This is a genomic window from Phenylobacterium ferrooxidans, from assembly GCF_042714595.1.
GTDB classification, from domain to species: domain Bacteria; phylum Pseudomonadota; class Alphaproteobacteria; order Caulobacterales; family Caulobacteraceae; genus Phenylobacterium; species Phenylobacterium ferrooxidans.
Genome location: NZ_JAOTJD010000007.1, coordinates 102,144 through 122,633, shown reverse-complemented (window position 1 = coordinate 122,633; position 20,490 = coordinate 102,144). Strand labels below are relative to the sequence as shown.

At 67.2% G+C, this 20,490-nt stretch carries 13 protein-coding genes and 1 pseudogene; 4 read left to right on the top strand and 10 right to left on the bottom strand.

Going from position 1 to position 20,490, the window contains the following annotated elements; all coding sequences use genetic code 11:
* From OCL97_RS05840 to OCL97_RS05805, 8 genes and pseudogenes are all read right to left on the bottom strand, one after another.
* On the bottom strand, positions 1–934 hold a 934-nt coding region (locus OCL97_RS05840; protein WP_377368436.1), incomplete at its 3' end, for an aminotransferase class III-fold pyridoxal phosphate-dependent enzyme.
* A gap of 25 nt (positions 935–959) precedes the next feature.
* Complete coding sequence (locus OCL97_RS05835; protein ID WP_377368434.1) at positions 960–2,138, bottom strand: MFS transporter; 1,179 nt, start codon at positions 2,136–2,138, stop codon at positions 960–962.
* Positions 2,131–3,732, bottom strand: a complete 1,602-nt coding sequence (locus OCL97_RS05830; protein ID WP_377368432.1) for a serine hydrolase — start codon at positions 3,730–3,732, stop codon at positions 2,131–2,133. Before OCL97_RS05830 ends, OCL97_RS05835 begins: the two co-directional genes overlap by 8 nt.
* Positions 3,729–5,048, bottom strand: coding sequence for a tetratricopeptide repeat-containing sulfotransferase family protein (locus OCL97_RS05825; protein WP_377368430.1), 1,320 nt, complete (start codon positions 5,046–5,048; stop codon positions 3,729–3,731). Before OCL97_RS05825 ends, OCL97_RS05830 begins: the two co-directional genes overlap by 4 nt.
* Before the next feature lie 76 nt (positions 5,049–5,124).
* Positions 5,125–7,482 (bottom strand): TonB-dependent receptor, encoded by a 2,358-nt coding sequence (locus OCL97_RS05820; protein WP_377368428.1) that lies wholly within the window; start codon positions 7,480–7,482, stop codon positions 5,125–5,127.
* A complete protein-coding gene (locus OCL97_RS05815; protein WP_377368426.1) occupies positions 7,483–8,355 on the bottom strand; it encodes a carbon-nitrogen hydrolase family protein in 873 nt (290 codons plus the stop codon).
* 109 nt (positions 8,356–8,464) lie between these two features.
* On the bottom strand, positions 8,465–10,285 hold the full coding sequence (locus OCL97_RS05810; protein WP_377368424.1) for an aminotransferase-like domain-containing protein: 1,821 nt from the start codon (positions 10,283–10,285) through the stop codon (positions 8,465–8,467).
* Positions 10,286–10,702: 417 nt separating this feature from the next.
* Positions 10,703–11,400, bottom strand: a pseudogene (locus OCL97_RS05805) (IS6 family transposase).
* Between the two features lie 427 nt (positions 11,401–11,827).
* Between OCL97_RS05805 and OCL97_RS05800 the strand changes: the two are divergent.
* From OCL97_RS05800 to OCL97_RS05790, 3 genes are all read left to right on the top strand, one after another.
* A complete protein-coding gene (locus OCL97_RS05800; protein WP_377368422.1) occupies positions 11,828–12,097 on the top strand; it encodes a hypothetical protein in 270 nt (89 codons plus the stop codon).
* A complete protein-coding gene (locus OCL97_RS05795) occupies positions 12,090–14,807 on the top strand; it encodes a cation-transporting P-type ATPase (protein WP_377368420.1) in 2,718 nt (905 codons plus the stop codon). Before OCL97_RS05800 ends, OCL97_RS05795 begins: the two co-directional genes overlap by 8 nt.
* Positions 14,808–15,260: 453 nt before the next feature.
* Entirely contained in the window at positions 15,261–16,109 is an 849-nt protein-coding gene (locus OCL97_RS05790; RefSeq protein ID WP_377368418.1) for a universal stress protein, read from the top strand.
* 151 nt (positions 16,110–16,260) lie between these two features.
* On the opposite strand, the gene OCL97_RS05785 is transcribed toward OCL97_RS05790, so the two are convergent.
* Positions 16,261–17,172, bottom strand: coding sequence for a universal stress protein (locus OCL97_RS05785; RefSeq protein WP_377368416.1), 912 nt, complete (start codon positions 17,170–17,172; stop codon positions 16,261–16,263).
* Between the two features lie 146 nt (positions 17,173–17,318).
* Between OCL97_RS05785 and OCL97_RS05780 the strand changes: the two genes are divergently transcribed.
* Positions 17,319–19,673 (top strand): phosphoketolase family protein, encoded by a 2,355-nt coding sequence (locus OCL97_RS05780; protein ID WP_377368414.1) that lies wholly within the window; start codon positions 17,319–17,321, stop codon positions 19,671–19,673.
* A gap of 127 nt (positions 19,674–19,800) precedes the next feature.
* Here OCL97_RS05780 and OCL97_RS05775 read toward each other — a convergent pair whose 3' ends face one another.
* Entirely contained in the window at positions 19,801–20,250 is a 450-nt protein-coding gene (locus OCL97_RS05775; protein WP_377368412.1) for a universal stress protein, read from the bottom strand.
* Between the last annotated feature and the right edge of the window lie 240 nt (positions 20,251–20,490).

Sequence of the window (20,490 nt, the reverse complement as noted above, 5' to 3'; positions counted from 1 at the left end):
GCACCGCCAGGGCCGCGGCGCAGGCGATCGGCGACCCGGCATAGGTCCCGCCCAGGCCGCCCGGCTCCGGGGCGTCCATCAGCTCGGCGCGGCCGATAACGCCCGCCAGGGGGAAGCCCCCGGCCAGCGACTTGGCCACGGTGATCAGGTCGGGCTTCACCCCGGTATGCTCCACGGCGAACATCTTGCCGGTTCGGCCGAAGCCCGCCTGGATCTCGTCGGCGATCAGCAGGATGCCGTGGCGGTCGCAGAGCGCGCGCAGGGCCTGCATGAATTCGGGCGGCGCAACGTGGAACCCGCCCTCCCCCTGCACCGGCTCCAGGATGATGGCGGCCACCCGGTCGGGCGCGGCGTCGGCGCGGAAGATGAACTCCAGCGCCCTCAGGGCGTCCTCCGTCGTCACCCCGTAGTGCGGGATCGGGAACGGAGCGTGGTAGATTTCCGCCGGCATCGGCCCGAACCGATGCTTGTAGGGCAGCGCCTTGCCGGTCAGGCCCATGGTCAGCATGGTCCGACCGTGGAAGCCGCCGGTGAAGGCGATCACCGCCGAGCGGCCGGTGGCGGCCCGGGCGATCTTCACCGCGTTCTCGACGGCCTCGGCCCCGGTGGTGAACAGGATGGTCTTGGCGGGCCCGTCGATGGGGGCCAGCGCGTTCAGTCGCTCGGCCAGGGCCACATAGGGCTCGTAGGCCACCACCTGGAAGGCGGTGTGGGTGTAGCGCTCCATCTGGGCGCTGACGGCCGCCATCACCTGGGCGTGGCGGTGGCCCGTGTTGAGCACGGCGATGCCCCCGGCGAAGTCCACATAGCGGCGGCCCTCGGCGTCCCAGAGTTCGCTGTTGTCGGCGCGGTCGGCGAAGATGGCGGTGGCGGTGGCCACGCCGCGGGGAACGGCGGCCACGCGCCGGGCTTGCAAGGCTGCGTTTGCGGACATGTCGGAAACTCTCTTCTGGTCGGGATCAGGAAGCGCGGTCGAGCTGTCGCGCCGGGGCCAGGGCGAAGGCCGCCGACAGGCACAGGCCGGTCAGGGCCAGGGCCACCAGGCGCGGGAAATGGGTCTCAGCCAGCAGCACCGCCCCCAGGGCGGGGCCGGACGCCAGGCCGAGCTTGGAGAAGAAGCCGGCCAGGGTGGCGATGCGGCCGCCGGGATCGAAGGCGGCGCAGAGGCCGAGCAGGTAGGGGATGACGAAGGCCCAGACCACGGCGGTCAGGACATTGGCCACGACGAACAGCAGGGGCAGGTCGCTGCGCAGGAAGGCCAGGGTCCCCGCCAGGGTCACCAAGGCGCCGATCAGGATCGGCCAGAACCGTCCCCAGCGCAGGCCGATCACCACCACCAGCACCGAGCCCAGGGCGCCGATCCAGTTGGCCGCCGCCAGGGTGTTGCTGATGAAGGGGCCCGACAGGCCGTAGAACCGGCCCAGCCCGATCACATAGGCCGACAGGGCCATGTTGGCGGCCTGGAACAGGAAGACCGCCACCAGGGCCGAGGTCAGGGGCGCCCAGCGCACCAGGCCGCCGGCCTGGGCGATCGGCGCTGGCCGGGGCCGCGGGGCGTAGTCGGCCAGGAAGGGCAGCATCAGGGCCGCCGCGACGCTAAAGGCCGCTAGGCTGAGGAAAAGGACCGGGGTTCCAAAGGTCGGGACCAGGCCCGGCAGCAGCAGCAGCCCCAGGCCCCCCAGACCGAACTGCACCACCAGCAGCATGCCGAAGGTGCGATCGGGCGCCGCCGTGCGGGCGATGACCGCGAACCCCACCCCCACCAGGAATCCGCCGATCAGGCCGTGCACGAAGCGCACGATCATCAGCACGCCGGCCGTGGTGAGCTGGGTGGAGATCAGGTCCGTCGCGATCAGGGCCAGGAGCAGGCCGAACGCCACCGGCTTCCAGGAGATCCTGGCCACCACGAACACCGCGGCCAGGGCCCCGAGCGCCGCGCCGTAGACGTTGAGCGACCCCACCAGGCCCGCCGACCGGGCCGTGAAGCCCAGCCCGTCCTGCAGCCCGCTCACCAGGGCGGGCATGATGTTGACGTAGAACAGGCCCGCCGTGGCGATGAAGGCCAGCAGCACGCTGGCCACCAGCCCGTCGGGGGCGGCCTTGGGCAGGGCGAAGCGGCGGTGAGGCTGGTCAGTCATGGCACAGGGCTTTCACGGCGTTGGCGGCCCCGGCGGCCGGGCCCCAGTCGAAACGGGCCTCGTCGCCGAAGGCGTAGAACACGACCCCGTTGGGAAAGAGCACGATGGAAATTCCCCCATAGCCGGACAGGAAGGGGGTCCAGACCGGATGGGCGCAGCCCACCAGGTCGGCGATGTCGCGGGCCCAGAAACCATGGGCGTAGCGCAGTCGCGCCGAACCGGCGGCCAGGCCGCCCTCCAGGCCGGGCCGCTGCAGGGCCTCGCCGATCAGGCGCGGAGCCAACAACCGATCCTGCTCGGCCTGACCCGCGGGCGACAGAAAGACCCCCAGGCGGGCGGCGTCGTCGCGCCGCAGGAACAGCCCCCAGCCGACAAACGGCTGACGCCGCGCGTCCAGGGTCCGCCGGGTCTCGTCCAGGGCGGGGCTGAGCGTCAGGTCGCGCCAGATTGGGCGCAGCACGGTGTCGTAGAGGTCCCCGGGCGTCGCCGCCTGCAGCGCAGTCCCTAGCAGGTAGCTGTCGGAGGTGCGGTAGACCCAGGTCGCCCCCGGCGCCCCGCGGCGCGGATAGCCGCAGGCATAGGCCAGCTTCTCGGCGTGGGTCCGGGTGATGAAGAAGGCGCCGGCGGCGTTCTCGTCCGCCTCGAAGGCCGCGGAACGATAGTGGCCGCTGGCCATGTCCAGCAGGTCCAGCAGGGCGACCCCGCTCCAGGCGCCGGACGCCGCGCAGGCCGGGACCAGCTCCGTTAGGAACCGCTGAGCCAGACCCGGTGTCAGGCGTTCCAGGCGCATGAGTCCAAGGCCGCCGACCAGGGATTTGGCGGTGGAATAGGACGGCAGGGTCCGTCCTTCGCAGAAGGGGTCTTCGCCGAAGCGGGTCGGACAGGGCGCGGCGTAGTTCACCCCATCGACCACCATCCCATAGACCGCCTGATCGTCGCCCGACGCCCGGGCCAGGACCGCGAGATCGACGCCAGGATGACTGACGGCCAGCTCCGACAACGGCCGGACAGGCAGTTGCGCCGCCCGGTTCTCGCGGTCGCGGGCGATCCGGTCGTCGCGATCCTGCGGCGCCCCGGGGGTGAAGCCCATCCTCCTGGGCGCGGCCCAGGCGTCGAACTTGTCATAGAGGCAGGTCTCCGCCCCCAACCGCACCTGGGCGGTCCTGGGCGCGCCGGCGGGGGTGAGCGCCACCCGCAGCAGGCCGTTGTGTGCACAGTTGGCGTTGCGCTCGCGCAGCGCCACCGGCAGGACGGCGACATCGCCCTCGGCGCTGGGCCAGATGCGGCCCGGACCCGCCGACCAATCCCAGTATCCCCCGTCGTCGCCGTTCGCCGGCGCGGGAATTAGCCGGTCACCGTCCTGAACCAGGTCGAGGGCGAGGTCGGGCCAGGCCAGACGGGGGTCCGCCCCCCCGGGGGGATCGTCGTCGCGCAGCCGCTTCAGGCCGTCCGGGCGGGGGCCGAAGGACAGGGTCAGCCGGCCCTCCAGCCGCGCGGTCGGCGCCGCGGCCTGGGCTGGCGGCGTGAAGGCCGCCATCGGCAAGGGCGCGCTGGCCAGGACCGTGATCGCCCCGAGGATCGCCAGACCGCTCACAGCAGGCCTTGCGCCCGCAGGCTGTCGGAGAGCGGCGCGAGCCCGGCCTCATAGCGCCGCCAGAGCGCCAGGGAGTCCCGGTAGATCGGCCGGCGCACCTGGGCGGCGCTGGCGGTGGCCGCCGGCGCCGGATTGGCGTGGAAGTCCAGGCAGGCCGGATCCCAATCCAGGTCCAGATCGGCCAGCAGCCGCCGGCTCTCGCCTTCCTGGTCCTGCACCAGGGCCTCGTAGTCGATCTCCACCAGGCGGCCCGGCAGGACGGTCCGCCAGTGGTCCATCAGCCGATGATAGGCGCCGATATAGGCCCCCAGATCCGACTGGCTGTAGGAATAGGGGCACCCGGTGCGGAACAGGGTCTTGAGCAGGGCATAGCCATTGTCCATCGGGTCGCGCCGCACATGGACGATCCGCGCCTGCGGCAGGCTCAGCGCGATCAGGCCGATATAGAGGTAGTTGGCCGGGGTCTTGTCGATCAGCCGCGGGGCGGCCCGGCCATAGGCCGACAGGCTGTCGCGATAGGCCTGGCCGAGAGCCGCGAAATCCATCTGGGCCGACCGCGCGACAAGGTCTCCCTTCCCGTCAGCCGGCCCCACGGTCCGCATCAGGGACAGGGCGAAGTCGCTGATCTCCCCCAGGCTCTCCACCTGGCTGTGGGCGCTGAGAATCCGGTCCACCAGGGTGGTGCCGCTGCGCGGCAGGCCCAGGACGAAGATCGGGCCCACCGGCTCGGGGCTCGGCGTCGCCCCGGCCATGAGGGGTGCGTCGAAGGCCGCAGCGATCTGGGCCATGGTCTCCAGGTCGGCCTCGACGCGATAGCTCAGCTGCCCGCGCCGCCGCGCCGCGCCCCGGGCGAGCCACGACCAGGCCGCGTCATGCTCCCCCAGGTCCTCCAGCTCCTTGGCCAGCCCATAGCAGAGCGCGGCCTCGGCGGCGGGATGGCGGGCGCGGGCGATCGCCGCCTCCAGCGCGGCGACGTGGTTCTCCGCCGGCGTCCAGCGTCGCAGGGTCGCGCGGTTGTAGAAGGCGTCGGCGTCGGTGGGATCCAGCGCGATCACCTGGTCGAAGGCCGCCTCCGCCCCGGCCAGGTCCCCGGTGGCCACCAGGGCCGAGGCCAGGTTGTAGAGCGCGCCCGGGTCAGCCGGAGCGAGCTCGGCGGCGCGGAGATAGCATCGCAGCGCCTCAGAGAACCGGGCGTTGGCCAGGAAGATCTCGCCCGCCGCCTGCAGCCCCCGGGCGTCGCCCTGAAGCTGGGGCTCCAGGGCCAGCAGCCGCTGGTCAGCCTCCGCCCGCCGTCCGGCATGGACAAGCGCCCGCACGGCGTCCAGCGCCCCGCCCCCCGGTGGGGAGGCGGGAACGCCAATCGTTCGTGGGGCGCCTGGTGTCGTCATCGTCTCAGAACGGATAGTCGAGGGTCAGGCCGATGGTGCGCGGCAGGCTGATGAGGTCCTTGGCGCCGCTACCGTAATAGCCCGACGCGGGAGCGGTCCCCATGTAGCTATCGGTGAACCGGCCGGTGACGCCGTCGGCATTGAAGATGTTCTTGACGAACAAGGTCGCCGACCACTTGTCGAAGGTGGCCGTGGCCGAGGCGTTCCAGATCTGGAACGGTGGCAGGCCGACGTTCAAGCGCGTCGAGGTGGTCACCGCGTTGCGCGTCTCCGACTGGTAGTAGCCGCTCACCCGCCCGGTCAGCAGCACCCCATTGGACAGGGTTGCGCTGCGATCCAGAGCGACGGTCACCGCGTGCTCTGGCGTACCGGGCAACCGAGCGCCCTTCCGGGCCACGGGCAGGGCGCCGCCGGTGGGCGGGTAGGCGTTCTCGGTCAGCTGGGCGTCGGTATAGGTGTAGCCGAGGCTGTAGCGCGCGCCCGCCAGTCGGCCCTCGAGCTGGGCCTCCAGACCCTGAGAACGGGCCTTGCCGCCGTTCTGGGCGACGAAGAAGCCCCAGTTGGGCGTCACGGTGTTGATCTGGATGTCCTTCCAGTCGACGTAGAACAGGGCCGCGTTGTAGGTAATCCCGTGACTGACGCCCTTCAGGCCAGCCTCGTAGTTGACCACCCGGTCGGGTCCGTACTGCTGCCAGCGGGCGTCCTCCGCATAGCGCCCGATCGTCGGCACGGCGTTGGCCCCGCCCCGGCGATAGCCCTCAGACACCGTGGCGTAGGCCAGGCCCCGCTCTCCGTATTTCCACGACACGTTGGCCTTGAACAGCGCCTTGCTGTCGGAGGTCTCGAACCGCGCATTGGTGGGCGCCGACAGCGAGGTGTAGACCGGCACGTCCATGAAGGTGCGGCTCTTGGACTCGTTGTCGAACCACCGCACGCCACCGGTCGCCTGGAGGCGGTCGCTGAAGTGGTAGGTCAGTTCGCCGAACAGGGCCTTGTCGGTGAAGTCCTCGCGCCGGTCATAGGCGAAGTCCTGATCGGACTGCACCTCGGCGGCGAAGGCCGGATAGGCGGCGTTCCACCAGCGCTTGAAGCCGCGCAGGTAGCTGGCCTGGGTCGCCCCCAGCTTCTGCTTCTCGTAGAAGCCGCCCAGCACATAGTCGATCGGACCTTCGGTGTTGGACACCAGCCGGATCTCCTCGATCACCGCCTCGTCCGAATAGGTCCGCACCGCCGATGCCATGGGCCGGGGGAAGTTGTAGTAGAAGGAGAGCCAGCCGTTCTTGGCGTAGTAGCCGGTGTTCTCGCTGACGCTCTCACCATGGTGGTCGTAGGACGAGGTCGACGAGGTCAGGGTCGCGAAGCCCAGGTCGATGGTGGCCTCCAGCGAGGTCAGGCTGACCTCCCTCGACGAGGGCTCCAACTGAACCGAACCATTGTCGTACTGGCCGTAGGTGCGGCCAAAGCCGTCCTTGCCGCGGGTCACCTGCCGGCGGCCGCCGATCTCGTCGGACTGCCGCGCATAGGCGAGCGTCAGGTCCAGCCACTCGGCGGGCTGCCACCGCAGGGCGGCGCGGCCATACTTGATGTCGACGGTGTCGGCGTCCTTGCGGCTCTCATAGGCCGCCGCCGGCGACAGGACGCCGGACGGAGCGAGCGGGATGCCCGAGGCGTCCAGCTTGAAGATGTTCACGTAGTTCGTCAGGCCGGGATAGTCCTGCAGGCTGCCGGTCAGCCGCAGGGCCGCCTTGTCCCCCAGGGGGATGTTCACCGTGCCGTCCGCGGCCCAGCCGACCCCGCCGGAGCCCTCGACCCGGGACGCCGTGGCGCTGACCTTGCCGCCGAACTCATCCAGCTGCGGCGCCTTGAGGATGTAGCGGATGGTGCCGCCCAGGGAGCCGGACCCGTAGAGCGTGCCCTGGGGCCCACGCAGCACCTCGACGCGGTCGATGTCCTTGAGGGCGAAGTTGGCGAACAGCGGCGTGTCGTTGACATAGCTGGACACCGGGGCGACGGCGGAGACCGCATAGTCGCCGAGGATGGCGCTGTCGACATTGAGCCCGCGGATCTGGATGCTGTTGGAGACCCCCTGGTTGCGGTAGCCCCGGTCGACCACCGACACCCCGGGGACCGAGCGCAGCAACTCGGTGGCGTTCTGCACCTTGGCCTGATCGATGGCCTGACCCGACACCGCCGAGATGTTGTAGGGCACGTCGAGGACGAAGGCTTCGCGCCGGGTGGCGGTGACCACCACCTCGGTGACCGTGGTGTCGGCGCCTGGTTTGGCGGCGGCCTGGGCGAGTGCCTGGGACGCCACGAGGGACAACGACACGGCGGTCGTCGTCATGAGTACGGATCTGAACATCTACCCCTCCTTCTGATCTTGATTGGCGCCGCCCCGCGGCTTCTCCAGCGGCCCCAGCGCGGCCAGGGCCGGCGATGAGGGCCCCTCGCGATAGGGCGGGAAGCTCGGCGGGCCGTCGCGAAAGCTCTTCAGCGTCTGGCCCAGGCCGTGCCATCCGCGCTCGCGGACCCGCCGCACGTAGCCGAGGTCGAGCTCCAGGCCGATCACGTCGCGGCCGGACCCAGCCTCATAGACCGGTTCGCCCCCGGGGCCGTAGACCGCCGAGCGGCCGTTGCCGAGCTGGCCGGCGGTGTTGATGTCGACGAAATAGCATTGGTTCTGGGCCGCGCTGGCCCGGGCGATGGAGAGCTCGACGTCGCGGTCGACGGTGTTGGTCATCCCCGGATGCAGGATCACCTCGGCGCCCATCCAGGCCAGGGTGCGCGTGGTCTCGGGGAACCACATGTCGTAGCAGATGGAGACCCCGATCCGGCCGATCCCGGGCATGTCGAAGGTCATGCACTCGGTCCCTGCCGCCACCCCGGTTTCGTAGGGACGGAAGGGGTAGATCTTGCGGTACTTCAGGACGACGTCGCCGTTCGGGTCGATCACCGGACAGGTGTTGTAGACCTTCCCGTCGACCCGCTCGAAGATCGAACCGCCCAGCAGCCAGACGCCGTTGTCCCGGGCGATGCGGCGCAGTCGGGTCTCCGCCGCCCCGCCCGGATCCTGGGCGTGGTCCACCGAGGGGCCGTAGACGCTGAGCTCCCCCAGCAGGACCAGATCCACCCACGACAGCCGCCGCTTGGCCGCGGCCACCTCGTCGGCGATCCGATCCAGGTTGTCGCCGGCTTGCAGGTCCAACTGGAGGCCCGCTATGGCCAAATGCGACATGGAGAAATCCTTCACCCGAACGACGATGACAACACGGTGAAGGTCGCGGGCGGACAAGCGTAGGACCAGATTGGTCCAATCTATGGGTCCAGATTCGTCAATCCGAGCGTCAGGCCAGGGCGTTGGGCTTGAGGATGCCGCGGTTGAACAGCAGGTGGTCGTCCCGGTACCAGCGGATCTGGTCGCCCTCCACCACCGTCAGGAAGCGAGCGGTCTCGCCATAGGACCACTCGGTCCAGCGGCGGCACCAGTAGTCGCCCTCCATCCACCAGGCGCCCACGTCGCAGTCCTCGTGCGCGTAGCCGGCCCGGCCCACCAGCCGGCCGTCGGGCAGAACGTCCACCTCGTAGGGATCGCCATAGACCGTACGGCATAGCAGCTTGGCCCCCGACATCAGGGCGCGCAGGGGCTCACCCGGCATCCAGGCCCGCTCGCCCGGGTCCAACCTGTCCAGGCCCGGCTGGGTCAAGCTCTTGACCACCTGGGCCAGGACGGCCACGCCTTCACGGATCCGGTCGGTGGGGATGCCCGTCACCCCCATCCGGAACCGGTTCGCCGCCGGGCTCGGGGTGGAATAGAAGCGGTCGGCCGGCTCGATCAGCACACCGCGCTTGGCCGCCTCGTTGGCCAGTTGGCGCGCCGATAGGTCGGGCGGCCCCTCCACCCACATGGCCGAGCCGTTGGAGCGCGGGTCGATCGCGACGAGCTGCGGCAGGTGGTAGTTCAGGGCGTCCCGCAGGGCGTTGAGCCGCTCCCGCAGCACCCGATGCTGGCGGCCGAGATTGGCGTCATAGTGGCCGAGCGACAGGAAGAAGGCGGCGGTCCGCTGGGCTGCGCGCGGGGCGCAGCCGGACACCAGGGTGCGCAGGCGGCGCAGTTCGCGGATCAGCTCGGCGTCGGCGACGATGAAACCAAGGCCGAGTCCGGGGCTCAGCACGTCGCAGAGATCGGCGACATAGATCACCCGGCCCGAGCGATCCATGCTGCGCAGGGCCGGCGAGGCCTGGGCCGCGAAGCCGCCGCTGGCCGCCAGGTCGTACTCGATCACCAGCAGGTCGTCGGTCTCGGCCCGCTCCAGCAACGCGCGGCAGCGTGACGGGGCCAGCCGCGCGCCGGTGGGGTACTGGCAGGCCGGGGTGACGAAGACCAGGGCGGCGGCGGCCAGCCGATCGTCGACGGCCATGCCCTCGGAGTCTACCGGCAGATGGATCAGGTCGGCGCCCTGCAGGCGCAGGATCTGGGTCAGGTCGGGCAGGCCCGGCTCCTCCACCGCCACCGGCGCGCCGCGGCCGACGAAGGCCCGCACCAGCAGGCTGAAGGCCTCCCGCCGACCGCCCACCACCAGCACCTCCTCGCTCCCGGCCTGCAGGCCGCGGCGGGGCAGGATCTTGGTGCGGATCTCGTGGACCAGCCGCGGATCGTCCAGTTCGCCGCCATCCTGGCTCCACTCGGCGAACTCCCGGGCGTTGAGGGTGGAGCGCACCGCGTCGCGCCACTCCGGGCCCGGGGCCAGGGAGGCGTCATAGGCCCCGTCGAGGAAGGGATAGGGATTGAGCTCCCAGCTCGGCGGCGGCCGCCCCTCCACGTCCACCCGCACCACCGCCTGTAGTCGCGACCGCCACGGGGCGGCGGCGATCACCGGGCGGTCGGCCCGGTCACGGCCCGGACGCACAGCCTCGAACAGGGCGTCGCTGACGAAGACCCCGCTGCGCTCCCGGCCGGTCAGATAACCGTCGGCGATCAGCTGCTGATAGACTAGGGCCACGGTATTGCGCGCGATTCCCAGGTCGCCGGCCAGGCGCCGCGACGCCGGCATGCGGGCGCCCGGCTCCAGATTGCCCGACACCACGGAGTCGATGATCCGCTGGCGCAGCTGGGTCTGCAGCGTTAGCGGACCGCCATGGTCCAGATAGAAGACGACGTCGGCCATAACTTCCCGGGCCCGCGTGGAAGACTGGCTCCAGCTTAGACCGCAATTTGGCTCCATCCAAAGCCCTGGAGCGCCCCGGAGTTAAGTGAGCGCGATCACGGGGATACCCTCGACGACGTCGCTCTCCGCGGCATGGGCGACCAAACGTACGACGCGAGGCCGATCACCTCCACTCCGCCGCAGATCCCCGGCTAGACTCTGCATTTGGTGACAGATGCAGGACCACCACCCCGCTCGGAGCCGGGAGACCAGTCGATCGCCGACTGCCTCCACGACCATTCATTTCCCCGCTGACGCGGGGGGATTTTCCCGCGCCCAATTCGTCCCGAGTAGTCCGTCGGTTAGGCGGATAACGGCCCGCGCGGTTTTGTCAGCTTAACTCCGCCCAGCCGCAACGCCCCCTCCACCGCGCCGCCGTCACGCCGCGGCGGTCGCGGCCTCCCACGTCCGATAGGCCTCGGCCCGGAAGAGGCGGAGGGTCGGTCGGCGGATCAGATGGGGCTGGAGGTTGAAGACGTTGTAGACGGCGGCGTGGGTGGCGAGAAACGTCTGGGCCGAAGCTCTGGACTTGAACCTCTGCTGCTTTCGCTCCCGCCGGCGGATCGGCAGATGGGAGTTTTCGGCCCGATTGTTCTCGTGCATTCCTCCCGGTTTATGTCGCGCCGTTAGGCCCAGATCTCGGGCCGCAGCGCGATACGAAGCCAGCTTGTCGGCGACGATCGCCTCGGGTCTGACACCCTGGTCTTTCAGCAGTTCCCTTAGCATCTTAAGGGCCGCGCCCTTGTTTCGTCGCTCCTGGACCAGCATGTCGAGGACCTCGCCTTCATCGTCCACGGCCCGCCAAAGGAACACCCTCTTGCCGCCAATCTTCACGACCATTTCGTCGAGATGCCAGCGCCCGGTCGGCTTGGATCTTGTCCGTCTGAGATTGCGCGCGAACTGCCGGCCGAACTTCAGGGTCCAACACCTGATCGTCTCGTAGCTGACCTCCACACCCCGCTGGGCCATCAACTCTTCGACGTCGCGTAGGCTCAGCGTGAACCGAAATACAGCCACACCGCATGCCGGATGACCTCCGGTGGGAACCGGTGGCGTTTGTATGCAATCGGCTTCACGAGGGGGCTCCTCCGGACAGGCGTCACGCCACTACCGGAGACAAGTTGACCTTAAACTGACAGCACCCACTGGTCGGACCCGAGCCGAGCAGGTCCCGCAACTCGCCGAGTGACGCTGTCTTGCCACCGACGAGAGGCGCGCCGCCAAGCCCGAGGCTGTCGAACGGTCGAATGTAATTCAGCCCGTTCGTCGGGTTCGCGCTAACCGCGGGAGCGTCCATTTCGGGCACTCTTCATTGCAGAAGAAGCAACGGTGAACGGCAATCGGGCGCCTCACCTTGAGTTTGATCAACTCTGTTGCGCCGCGCCCATGCCCTTATGGGACGTTTTCATCCTCAAAATGGCACATTATTGTGATGCTACACGGGGACAATACTCTTGATCCCAGTCAAAGCCGCTTGGATATCGCAGCCTAAAGTCCTTGCGGATGAATCCGAACCTCAATGTCGTGACCCTCACCCTGAATCCCGCGCTCGATGTCGCCACCTCCGTCGCGCGGCTGGCCCCCGCGCACGGACTCCGCTGTTCGGGGCCACGCGTCGATGCCGGAGGTGGAGGCCTGAATGTCGCGCGCGTGATGCGCCGCCTTGTCTTCGAACAAACGGCTGCGAGCGTGGCGCCGCACCTGCCCTTATCAACAGGGATGCTGAAGCAAAGCGGTCTTGTCTCTCCAGCAAAGGCCCTTAGCTATGATTGAAAGTCATACGCCTTGGCATGCCCGCTCAACGGGGGAGACGCTTCAAGATCTAAAGGCGACGTCGACGGGCCTGAGCCAGGCGGAAGCTGAGGCGCGGCTCAAGATTTACGGCGCGAACCGCCTCCCGGAGGCCAAGAAGCGCAGCGTGTTCCTGCGTTTCCTAATGCAGTTTCATCATATTCTGATCTACGTCTTGATCGGGGCGGCCGTCATCACGGCGCTTCTTAATCATCTCGTCGATACGCTGGTCATTCTGGCGGTGGTGGTCGCCAATGCCCTCATCGGCTTCATCCAGGAGGGCAAGGCGGAGAAGGCGATGGACGCCATCCGTCAGATGCTGGCGCCCCACGCAAACGTGCTGCGGGATGGCGAGCGTCGGAGCGTCGAGGGCGAGGCGCTTGTGCCCGGCGATATCGTGCTGCTGGAAGCAGGCGACAAGGTCCCTGCCGATCTGCGGCTGCTCTCGGCGCATGGCGTTTCGGTGCAGGAAGCCATCCTTACCGGCGAATCCGTGCCCGTGGAAAAACACATCGAACCGGTCCGCGCTGACGCCCCGCTGGGTGACCGCTTCGGCATGGCGTACAGCGGCACCCTGGTGGCCTCCGGCCAGGGCAAGGGCGTCGTGGTGGCGACAGGCGGTGCGACGGAAATAGGGCGCATCAGTGGACTGCTATCGACGGTGGAAACGCTCACCACGCCGCTGGTGAAGCAGATGGACGTGTTCGCCAAGTGGCTGACCGTCCTCATTCTCATGCTCGCCGCGCTGCTGCTTATCTACAGCTACTTCGTCGGCCATTACGAATTCGAAGAAATATTCATGATGGTGGTGGGCTTGTCGGTGGCGGCCATACCGGAGGGACTGCCTGCGGTTCTGACCATTACGCTCGCCATCGGCGTGCAGGCCATGGCGCGGCGCAACGCCATTGTGCGCCGCCTGCCGGCCATCGAGACTCTCGGCGCGGTCTCGGTCATCTGTACCGACAAGACCGGGACCCTGACACGCAATGAGATGATGGTCGCCTCGGTCCTCACGCCTCAGCACCTCTTCACGCTGGACGGCACAGGATATGAACCGAAGGGCGTCATCCGGCTGGAGGATGCGGCGGTCGATGCAAGCGAACACGATATTCTGCATGAACTCGCCCGCGCGAGCGCCCTCTGCAACGACGCCGGCCTGCGGGAACATGAAGGCGTTTGGACGGTGGAAGGCGACCCGATGGAAGGGGCGCTCCTGACCTTCTCCGGCAAGATCGGAACCGATGTCCGCAAGCAACAGGCGGAATGGGCGCGCACGGACGCCATCGCCTTCGATTCCCAGCATCGTTTCATGGCGACCTTGGTTCACGATCATGAGAGCCATGCCTGTGTCTTCGTGAAGGGCGCGCCCGAGCGGATCATTTCGATGTGCAAGGATCAACGCACGGCTGCGGGCGGCGTCGAACCGCTGGCCGACGTCTACTGGAGCCAACAAACCGACAGGATCGCCGCCCTTGGTCAGCGCGTGCTCGCCTTCGCCGTGAGATCGGTGAAGCCGGATCACACGGTCCTGGAGCATCGCGATGTGGAGGGCACGCTTACCTTGCTGGGTATGGTGGGAATGATCGATCCGCCAAGACCGGAAGCCATTGCGGCCGTTGGGGAATGCCGGGGCGCCGGCATCCGTGTGAAGATGATCACAGGCGATCACGGCAAGACCGCCGCCGCCATCGGGAGACAGATTGGGCTTCAAAATCCCGATCAGGTGCTGACGGGGGCCGATCTCGATGAGATGAGCGATGAGGCGCTCAAAGGCGCGGTCGTGAATTGCGACATCTTCGCCCGCACAAGCCCAGAGCATAAGCTGCGCCTCGTTACGGCGTTGCAGTCGCATGGCCTGACCGTGGCCATGACTGGCGACGGCGTGAACGACGCGCCCGCGCTCAAACGCGCCGATGCTGGGATTGCGATGGGCAGAAAAGGAAGTGAAGCGGCCAAGGAAGCGGCAGATCTTGTGCTGGCGGATGATAACTTCGCCTCGATCGCGGCCGCTGTTCGCGAGGGCCGCACAGTTTCCGACAACATCAAGAAAGTCATCAGCTGGACGCTGCCCACCGACGCGGGCGAGAGCATGACGATTGTACTTGCGCTGTTCCTAGGCATGACGCTGCCATTGACCCCGCTTCAGATTCTCTGGATCAACCTGATGACCGCCGTGACGTTGGGCATCGCGCTGGCCTTCGAGCCGACCGAGGAAAACACCATGCGCCGGATGCCGCGCCCCCGAAACGAGTCGCTGATCGGTGGTGAACTCGTGTGGCATATCGTGCTTGTGTCAGCGCTGTTCCTCTGCGGCACGTTCGGCATGTTCTTCTACGCGGTCGATCGCGGGCACTCTGTGGAACTGGCGCGCACCATGGTGTTCAACACCCTGGTCGTGATGGAAATCTTCCACCTGTTCTTCATCCGCAACATCTACGGCGCCTCGCTCACCTGGAAGGCCGTGCGCGGCACCAAGGTCGTGTGGACGACCGTGGTCGTCCTCACGGTGACACAGACCGCTATCACCTACCTGCCGCCATTGCAGGCTGTCTTCGCCACGGAGTCGATCCCGCTACTGGACGGCGCGCTGATTGTCGGCGTGGGCGTGGCGCTGTTCGCTCTTCTCGAGACCGAAAAGCAGGTTCGGCTCGCCATCCAACGGGCAAGGGCGCCAGCATATGCTGGAACATGAATACGCCACCAAGGTGTAGTGATCGCGTGTGGGGACCATCGTCGGATGGCGCGACATGGTCGACGCCCAATAGTTCTCCTCACCTGAGAAAGCCCGAACTGAACCTTCTACCGCATCGGCGCTATCTTAGGCGCGAGGTCGCCGGCAGACGCCGACGGTCGCGATCGCAACTACGATTTGTTGGAAGTGTCCGCCGATCGCGGCGAAGCGCCCACGCTGCGCGGGCCTCCCGCACCCCGCAGGATCAACAATGCGCCTGAGCGATTCTGCAGTTCGAAGAGCACCCGCGCCGGGAAGATGATCCACAGGATGGTCGTCGCGGCGAACGCCGCCAGTTTGACTGTGGATCGACCGCATTGCGATGACCTTGAGCAAGGTCAATGCTCGACGGGTGGTGTATCCATGCGCCCCTAACGCTTCGATCCGGAAGAATGGATCTGAAGGAGGGTATCGATGCAGCGGATCCTTGTGGCGACGGACTTTTCCACCCGCTCGGATCGGGCGCTTCGTCGAGGGACGTTGTTGGCCAAACAGTTCGGTTGCGATGTCGCCCTGGTGCACGTGGTCGATGATGATCAGCCCGTTCGCATGGTGGAGGCCGAGCGCCGCGAGGCGACAGCACTGTTGGAGGACCTCGCGGCCACGGTCACGGTGGCCGATGGGGTCAGATGCAGCGCAACTGTGGTGGCCGGGGAACCCTTCAAGCAGGTGACCGCCACCGCTGATGGCCTCCACGCAGATCTGATCATCATGGGGCCCCACCGCCGTCAGATCTTGCGGGATATCTTCACGGGCACGGCCGTGGAACGGACAATACGTGAAGCGAGCATGCCGATCATCATGGCGAACTCAGTGCCGGCGCGGGGCTACGACCGCGTCATGATCGCCACCGACTTGTCGGAATGCTCGGCGAAGGCCTTCGCGTCAGCTGAAGCGCTCGGCCTCCTGCAGAATGCCCAGGTCACCGTCTTCCACGCTTATGGCGCGCCGGCGGAGGGACTGCTTTTCAGGTCTGGGATGAGCGCGGAGCAAGCCAAGGCCTACCGCGTGGAGGAGGCGTCAAAAGCTGAGCGAGACCTAGAAACCCACCTGCGATCCGCCAAATATTCGCCTGCCGAGAGCAGGATAGAGTTGATCGAAACCTCCGCCGCGGAGAGCGTTCGCCGCGGTGCGCAAATGTGTAGGGCAGACCTCCTCGTGATCGGGACCCGCGGCATGAGCAGCGTAAAGAGCTTCGTCCTAGGCAGCGTGGCCCATGATCTGCTCGGCTCATCGGAAATCGACGTTCTCGTGGTCCCTTGAACCCGGCGATGCGAGTCAGCGGAGTCCAGCCTGGTTCGCCCGCCCCCTATCGCCTTTCGGTCGCGCTTGTTCTCAGGCCTCTCCTGGCAGCCTTCAGCGGTGTGAGCAGGCCTCCGAAGATCCCTCGTTTGAGCCAGGGGATCGCACGACGTCAGCGGGACGGCTCCCCGCGGCGCACAGCGCGCGGTTCGCGGATCAGGAGCACATCGGCGGGCGCGTACTCGAGAATCCGCTTGGCCGTGCCACCCAGCCGCTTGTCGAACAGTCCACTTCCCCCGTGTGTGCCGACCACGACGAGGTCGACCTCCTTGTCGAGCATATACTGCCGAACCAGAACCTCAGGACAGCCGTGCTCGACAAGGACCCTCACGCGTGCGCGACCCTCAAAGGAGAGCTGCGAGCGCTGAAGGAAATCCTCGCAGCCCTGCTTCTCCTGCTCCTTCCACTGCTCGCGGAAGCCAGGCGCGTCGAGAAAGCCGGCGTACGGCACCTCCCACCCATGCAGCGCCGTCAGCGGCGCGGTCGGGAAAAACCGGTCTGCGGCGGTCAGCGCCTGTTGTGAGGCCTCCGAGAAGTCGGTGGCTACGAGGATTTCCTCGTAGGGCCAGACCCGGCTCTTTACGACCAGCAATGGGACGGACGTTTGCCGCGCAAGCCGGTCCACTGTTGAGCCCAGGACATAGCGACCGAAGACCTCGTCCCGCGCCACACCTGTAACGATCAGGTCCGCACCGAGTTCGCGGGCCGCTTCCTCGATCGCCGCCACAGGCTCACCTTCGACAACCCTGACTTCCGCGCCTTGGACACTTTCGCCGAACTGGCGTCGAAGCTGATCCTGGGCGCCCCGGCGGGGATCCGCCGGGCGCCGCCAACTCGGGAGATCCCCCATTTCATTCCGGTCGGTCGTGTGGACCGGCTCAATCACATTCAAGATGATAAGGCGCGAGTTCCAGAGCTTGGCCAATTGCAGGCCGCGCTGCACCGCCCTGTCGCATCGACTGCTCAAGTCCGTCGCCAAGAGAATTGTTCGAGGCGGCCCCTGGCGCCACGATGGATTAGTCATCTCATCTCGTCCCGGTTGGCTTGTTTCAGCCTATTCAACACGACCCACTGTGGCCCGACTTGATCTCGCGCAATGAAAGCGATGGTGTTCGTGCGCTGAAGTCTGTTTGGGCGCAGGCGCCCCGCGCCTGAGGAAAAGGTCCCGGCATGAATTTCGATCAGTGGAAGAGTGGCTATGGCGTGATCCAGCATGCGCCGGAGACGTGCGTGCGAGTGCTCCGCCTCGCCGAGCAGCTCGCGGCGCGGGGCCTCGCCCGTGACCAGGAGGAGGTCTTCGCTGTGCTGGCCGCGGCTGACCGACTTGCCAGCGCGACCATGTGGACGGTGGTGCACATGACCTATGCCGAGCGGGTTGACCTGTCGGGCGCGCCACTGCCGGCCGACGCCTTCAAGCTTGCGCCGGAAGGCCATACCGGCGGCGCGTTGAATGTCGCGCCGGCCTACATCGGATATCTGGCGGCCAATGCGCTCAGTGGCGCGACACGCGGTTGGATCCTCGGCCAGGGCCATTGCGTCGCGGCTATTGAAGCGGCCAACGCCCTCGTCGACAATTTGTCGCCCGCCCAACAAGGTCGCTACGGGCCGGACGATGCGGGGCTAAGCCGGCTTTGCGCCGACTTCTACAGTTACGCCATCGGCCCGGATGGTCGTCCCAGCGTCCCCGTCGGCAGCCACGTGAACGCCTATACCGCAGGTGGGGTGTCCGAAGGCGGATATCTCGGGTTCGCCGAGGTCCAGTACGTCCACATGCCGCTTCCAGGGGAGCGCCTCGTGGCGATTCTAAGCGACGGGGCGTTCGAGGAGCAGCGCGGGAGCGACTGGTCGGAGCGGTGGTGGCGCGCCGAAGACTGCGGGCTGGTAGCGCCGATGATGGTGCTCAACGGGAGGCGCATCGAGCAGCGCACGGAGGTCGCGCAGGACGGCGGCGCGGCTTGGCTCAGCCGTCACCTGGACGTCAATGGATTTGACCCGATCATCATCGACGGGCGAGACCCGGCCGCCTACGCATGGGCGATTTTGGAAGCTGAAGAGCGCCTCGGCTTGGCGTCCGCCGAGGTCGCCGCAGGGCGCGCGACCTATCCCGTCCGGCTTCCGTTCGTCATCGCGACTACGGTGAAAGGCTACGGTTTTCCGGGCGCAGGCTCGAACGCGGCACACAATCTGCCGCTGAGCGCGATACCTCGGACGGACGAGGTCGCCCGCGCCGCGTTCAACGCCGGGGCGGCGGCTCTGCATGTGTCCGCCGACACCCTTGCCGTCTCGCGCAGGGCGTTCCTACAACATGAGGCGCAGGGACGGCCCAAGGAGCGGGACAGTGCGCTCGCCCATCGCAACCCGCCGGCGCCGACGCTTCCGGCCTCCGATGCGCCCTCCCAGGGCAACGCCTCGGCGATGGCCGCGATGGACGCCTGGTTCACGGAGTTCGTAAGGGCTAACCCCGGCTCTCGCTTCAGGATCGGCAACCCCGACGAGCTGCGCAGCAACCAGATGGGCGGGACGCTCGACCTCCTGAAGCATAGGGTCAACCGACCCGAGGCCGGTGCGCCAGAATCCGTGACAGGCGCCGTCATCACGGCGCTCAACGAAGAAGCGGTGATCGGGGCCGCGCTCGGCAACAAGGGGGGACTGAACCTCGCAGTTTCCTACGAGGCGTTTGCCGTGAAAATGCTTGGCGCGCTTCGCCAGGATATAATCTTCGCACGGCAGCAGACCGAGGCCGGAGCGCCGCCGCAATGGATCGGCGTGCCGCTCATCGCGACGTCCCACACTTGGGAAAACGGCAAGAACCAGCAGTCCCATCAGGACCCGACCATCGGCGAGGCCCTGCTGGGCGAGATGTCGGACGTCTCGCGCGTAATGTTCCCGGTTGATGCCGCTACGGCGGTGGAAGCATTACGGGCCATCTATGCCGACAGGGGCGTGGTCGGCTGCATAGTTGCGCCCAAGCGGTCCACACCCTGCGTTCTTGGACCCGTCGAGGCGCAGGCGGCCGTGACTCTAGGCGCGGCGGTCGTGGAGGCAGATGAGCAAGCCGAGCTTCAACTGGTGGCGGTCGGCGCTTATCAACTGATCGAGGCGCGCCGGGCGGCCGAACGCCTTCGCGCAAGCGGTAAGCGGGTAAGCGTCGGCTGCATTCTTGAGCCGGGTCGACTTCGGTCGCCGCGCGATGAGTTCGAAGCTCGCTTCGTTCTGACCGACTCCGCGATCGAGGCGCTGTTTCCGCCAGATCTCCCCCGGGTGCTCGTCACCCACACACGTCCAGAGCCTCTCCTGGGTGTCCTTCGTCGCCTTGATGGCGGGCCCAAGCGCCTGAGGGCTCACGGCTATATCAGCCGCGGCGGGACATTGGACGCCCCCGGAATGCTGTTCGCCAACCGCTGCACCTGGGCGCACCTGGCCGCGTCAGCGGCCGAATTGCTCGGGATTCCGCTTGAGGCGATTCTGCAGCCCGCCGAGCAGGAGGCGGTCTTAGGGCGCGCCCCGCCGACGGCTCTGCGCTGATGATCGCCTGCCGGGCCCCTGACACCTCCTGGGACCTATGCGAATGCGAGCAGGCGGGCCGACGCCGGGATCGTCGTTCACGTCGGCCGACTACATGACCGAGGAGTGGCTCGCTCCACCTAAGGCATCAACGCACGACCAAAACCGGCACGGGGCTCTCTGCGAGCACTTCCGAGGTCGTGCTTCCCAGCAAGAGGCGGCCAAGCCCTCGACGGCCATGCGAGGCCATGACGATAAGGCTGCAATTGCGCGATCTTGCAGCCTCGATGATCGCATCGGCCGGATGAGCATCCGGCACATGTAAATCTTCGGTCGAGATGCCGAGGCGGTCGGCCAATTGCTTGGCGGCGGCAAGTGCGGCATTCGCAGCCTCCTTCTGACCTGTGGCGTATTCAGCCGTCATGGGTTGGCTCATCGCGTATTCCAGGCCGACACCTCTGGCATAGACAGGAAAGCGCTCCGTGACGGTAATGAGCGTCACCTTGGCGCCCAGAGCTTTGGCAAGTGACAGGCCCTGCTCCACGCCCTTCTGCGCGACTTCGGAACCGTCAGTAGAGATGAGAACGTGACTGTACATGTGCATTTCCTCGTCTTTAGATGATTGTAAAGCGCTGGGTCTCCCTGCGCAGTGACAAATGGAGGTCGAAGCGAGCAAGGACCGTCATCTTAGTCCATGCCGCCACGAAATCCCGCACAAACCTCCACTTCGAGTTCACATATCCATACGGGTGTTAGGTGGATCGCGGCTTGATCCGCATCAACCACAACCATGCGTATCGGGCGCAGTTGAGCGCGCACGGAGTCGACGCCAGCTGCC

Bases quoted from the DNA above. Each gene is read 5' to 3' on its own strand.
- OCL97_RS05785 (WP_377368416.1), bottom strand. From the start codon at position 17,172: ATGACTAATCCATCGTGGCGCCAGGGGCCGCCTCGAACAATTCTCTTG.
- OCL97_RS05775 (WP_377368412.1), bottom strand. From the start codon at position 20,250: ATGTACAGTCACGTTCTCATCTCTACTGACGGTTCCGAAGTCGCGCAG.
- OCL97_RS05790 (WP_377368418.1), top strand. From the start codon at position 15,261: ATGCAGCGGATCCTTGTGGCGACGGACTTTTCCACCCGCTCGGATCGG.
- OCL97_RS05810 (WP_377368424.1), bottom strand. From the start codon at position 10,285: ATGGCCGACGTCGTCTTCTATCTGGACCATGGCGGTCCGCTAACGCTG.
- OCL97_RS05780 (WP_377368414.1), top strand. From the start codon at position 17,319: ATGAATTTCGATCAGTGGAAGAGTGGCTATGGCGTGATCCAGCATGCG.
- OCL97_RS05795 (WP_377368420.1), top strand. From the start codon at position 12,090: ATGATTGAAAGTCATACGCCTTGGCATGCCCGCTCAACGGGGGAGACG.
- OCL97_RS05800 (WP_377368422.1), top strand. From the start codon at position 11,828: ATGAATCCGAACCTCAATGTCGTGACCCTCACCCTGAATCCCGCGCTC.
- OCL97_RS05835 (WP_377368434.1), bottom strand. From the start codon at position 2,138: ATGACTGACCAGCCTCACCGCCGCTTCGCCCTGCCCAAGGCCGCCCCC.
- OCL97_RS05815 (WP_377368426.1), bottom strand. From the start codon at position 8,355: ATGTCGCATTTGGCCATAGCGGGCCTCCAGTTGGACCTGCAAGCCGGC.
- OCL97_RS05820 (WP_377368428.1), bottom strand. From the start codon at position 7,482: ATGTTCAGATCCGTACTCATGACGACGACCGCCGTGTCGTTGTCCCTC.